Consider the following 2706-nt stretch of genomic DNA (forward strand, 5'->3'; position numbering starts at 1 on the left):
GGCGAGAATGGGTGCCACGCCCATCACGAGCATCAAACGGGACATGACGACAGCCGCGGCGCGACCGGCGAACAGGTCGCGCACGACCGCCATGGCGATCACACCGGTCGCGGCGGCACCGAATCCCTGCACCGCCCGCAGCGCGCCGAGCACCGCGATGGACGGAGCGAAGAAGCACGACAGGGACGCCGAGACGTGCAGAGCCGTGCCGACGACGAGTGGTCTGCGCCGCCCGTAGATGTCCGACAGCGGCCCCACGACGAGCTGTCCGATCGCCAGACCCGCCAACGTGCCCGTCAGCGTGAGTTGGACGGCGGTGTCGGTCGTGTGGAAATGAGCGGTGATCGTCGGCAGCGCGGGCAGATACATGTCGACCGTGAACGGTCCGAGGGCGGTGAGCACTCCCAGGACCAGCACGAGCCGGATCCGGTTTCCGCCCTCGGGCCCGGCCACCGGGCCGGCGTCAGGGATGCTGCTGATCAAGGAAGCCGGTCACCACGGAGTAGAAGTCGTACGGCCGTTCCTCCTGGAGATGATGGGATGCCTTGTCCATCACGTACAGGTGGCCGTGCTCGACCATTCTGGCCAGCATCAACGGGTAGTCCGGCGTGAGAAAGGCGTCGTGCATCCCCCAGGCGAACAGCACCGGCGCGGTGATCGTCCCGAGTTCGGCGGTGAGGTCCTGCCAATCGCCGCGCGGGTTGTCCGACGCCGCCGCGAGCGCCATCTCCTCCGGGTCGAGACTCTGCTGGTAGCGCATATCGAGTGTCTCCTGCGGAAGCTTGTCCCCGTCGAACCACTCGAGGCGGGTGATCAGCTGACGCATCTTCTCCCGGGTCGGTCCCTCCCCGCCGTAGTAGACGTCCCTGGCCGTTCGCCCACGGTGGCCGTTCTCCGGCAGCGGGGCGAGCGGACCGTAGAACACCGGCATGCTGCCCGTGATCACCAACGCGCGAACCCGGTCGGGGTACTTGGCCGCGAGGTTGAGGGCGATCGTCCCGCCCCAGGAGTTGCAGACGAAGTCGGCGCGCGCGATGTCCAATTCGTCGAGCAGCGCGACGATCTTCGCGGCGTGGAAATCCCACATCGGCCCGGTGATGGTGCATTTTTCCGACCGGCCGTATTGCAGGATGTCGACCAGTATCGCCCGGCGGTCACGCGCGAACAACGGTGCGACGGGACCGAAGTCCGACCACGCGGTGCATCCGGGTCCGCCGCCGTGCAGGAAGATCGTGGGATTCCCGGCGCCGAGGTCGTGGTAGTGGAACTTCACGCCCGCCGCGTCGGCGTACAAGCTGTTCGGTGGTTGGGCCATGGGCATACCTGACTCCATCCGGCGGGCGGTGGGAAGGATCGCGGTCCGCTGGCCGGTCCCGGTCTGTGGTCCGGCGCTCTCGCGCGGAGTTAGCTTGCCGCGCATGAGATCAGACCTGCGCGCCGCCGAAGAGCGGGCGCGCGCCCTCGTCGGCACCGTCGAGTACCGCGATCTCGGCCCCCTCCGGGCAGCCGAGACGGTCGCGTTCGCGCGCGCGTGCGGTGAACGCGATCCGCGTCTGCTCGATCCCGACGCGGCGGGCTTCGAAGTGCATCCCCTGTATCTGCCCAGCCTGCTGCGCGGTCCCGAGGGCGGCGTCGCCACGGATTACCGGGACGACGGCATGTTCCGCGACGAGGTCCCCGGAACCGACGGACTGGACGTGCGGCTGATGGCGGGCGGGCAGAGCATCGCCTTCCATCGGCCTGCGCCGCTGGGGGATCCGATCGTGGTGCGCCGCACGCTCGACGCCGTCGATCGGAAAGGGCGGCCGGGCTCGGAATTCCTCCTGCTCACGGTTTCGAAGGTCTATCGAGCCAGGCGGGCCGGACCACTCGCCACCGTCACCGAAAGGTTCATCGTCCGATGACAACCGCGCCCAGCGCCCACGCCGAAGTCGGGCAGGAAATCGACCCCGTCGTGCTGCGAACGGACCCGGTGCGGCTGCTGCGTTTCGGTGCCGCCACGCACAACGCGCACCGCATCCACTACGACCCCGAGTACGCCGGGTTCGAGGGCTTGGACGCGCCCGTGGTGATGGCTCAGTTGCACGGGGCGCTGTTCTTTCGCGCGGCGGCCTTGTTCGCCGGCGGACCGCGCGGTGTGGTCTCCGTCGGATGGCGCAACCGCGCCCCCGCGTACGTGGGGTGTGAACTCGTCGTGACCGGCGTCGTACGCGAGATCGCCGACGGGCTCGTCACGCTCGGCCTGCAGGAGCGCGACGGCGACGGCACGCTGTGCGCGACCGGTGCGGCCGTGGTGGTCGGCGCGACGTGAACCCGGTCTGCTGAGCAAACCGGATCCGTTGGCGCTCGGCCGGGGTTCACCCAGGATTCGCTGTATCACTCATCTCGTCTCGAGAGGACTTCACATGACTGGTGTCGAGGCGCCGGGAGCCGCGCAGGCGGTGCCGGAGCGGCCGCGCGCAGCCGGCAGGCAGGACTGGACGGCATGGCCCAAGTACAACGCGGCGGGCAGCGGATACCGCGGGTACTGGTACCCCGTCACCTGGGCCGGTCACGTCACCGCGAACCCCGAGAGCTACACGATCTGTGGTGAGAAGCTGGCCCTCATCCGGGACGCGGGCAAGGTCTACGCGCTGCACGACCGTTGCCCGCACCGCGGGGTTCCGCTGTCGGAAGGCGACCAGCAATTCCCCGGCACGGTGAGCT

5 protein-coding genes are annotated in these 2706 nt (G+C 69.0%); 3 read left to right on the top strand and 2 right to left on the bottom strand.

Features of this window, described 5'->3' with window-relative positions; translation table 11 throughout:
• Together ON21_RS30455 and ON21_RS30460 are read right to left on the bottom strand one after the other, a co-directional pair.
• A partial coding sequence (locus ON21_RS30455; RefSeq protein ID WP_157171030.1) for an MFS transporter occupies positions 1-453 on the bottom strand: 453 nt, incomplete at its 3' end.
• Between the two features lie 10 nt (positions 454-463).
• On the bottom strand, positions 464-1315 hold the full coding sequence (locus ON21_RS30460) for an alpha/beta fold hydrolase (protein WP_086006509.1): 852 nt from the start codon (positions 1313-1315) through the stop codon (positions 464-466).
• A 103-nt stretch (positions 1316-1418) separates the two neighbouring features.
• Here ON21_RS30460 and ON21_RS30465 point away from each other — a divergent pair, with 103 nt between their 5' ends.
• From ON21_RS30465 to ON21_RS30475, 3 genes are all read left to right on the top strand, one after another.
• A complete protein-coding gene (locus ON21_RS30465; RefSeq protein WP_039803696.1) occupies positions 1419-1904 on the top strand; it encodes an FAS1-like dehydratase domain-containing protein in 486 nt (161 codons plus the stop codon).
• Positions 1901-2311 (top strand): hotdog family protein, encoded by a 411-nt coding sequence (locus ON21_RS30470; protein ID WP_039803698.1) that lies wholly within the window; start codon positions 1901-1903, stop codon positions 2309-2311. Before ON21_RS30465 ends, ON21_RS30470 begins: the two co-directional genes overlap by 4 nt.
• Before the next feature lie 94 nt (positions 2312-2405).
• A partial coding sequence (locus tag ON21_RS30475) for a Rieske 2Fe-2S domain-containing protein (RefSeq protein WP_039803700.1) occupies positions 2406-2706 on the top strand: 301 nt, incomplete at its 3' end.

Source organism: Nocardia araoensis NBRC 100135 (genome assembly GCF_000308435.1).
GTDB classification, from domain to species: Bacteria; Actinomycetota; Actinomycetes; order Mycobacteriales; family Mycobacteriaceae; genus Nocardia; species Nocardia araoensis.

Coding starts and splice junctions, on each gene's coding strand:
- ON21_RS30460 (WP_086006509.1), bottom strand. CDS start 1,315: ATGGCCCAACCACCGAACAGCTTGTACGCCGACGCGGCGGGCGTGAAG.
- ON21_RS30465 (WP_039803696.1), top strand. CDS start 1,419: ATGAGATCAGACCTGCGCGCCGCCGAAGAGCGGGCGCGCGCCCTCGTC.
- ON21_RS30470 (WP_039803698.1), top strand. CDS start 1,901: ATGACAACCGCGCCCAGCGCCCACGCCGAAGTCGGGCAGGAAATCGAC.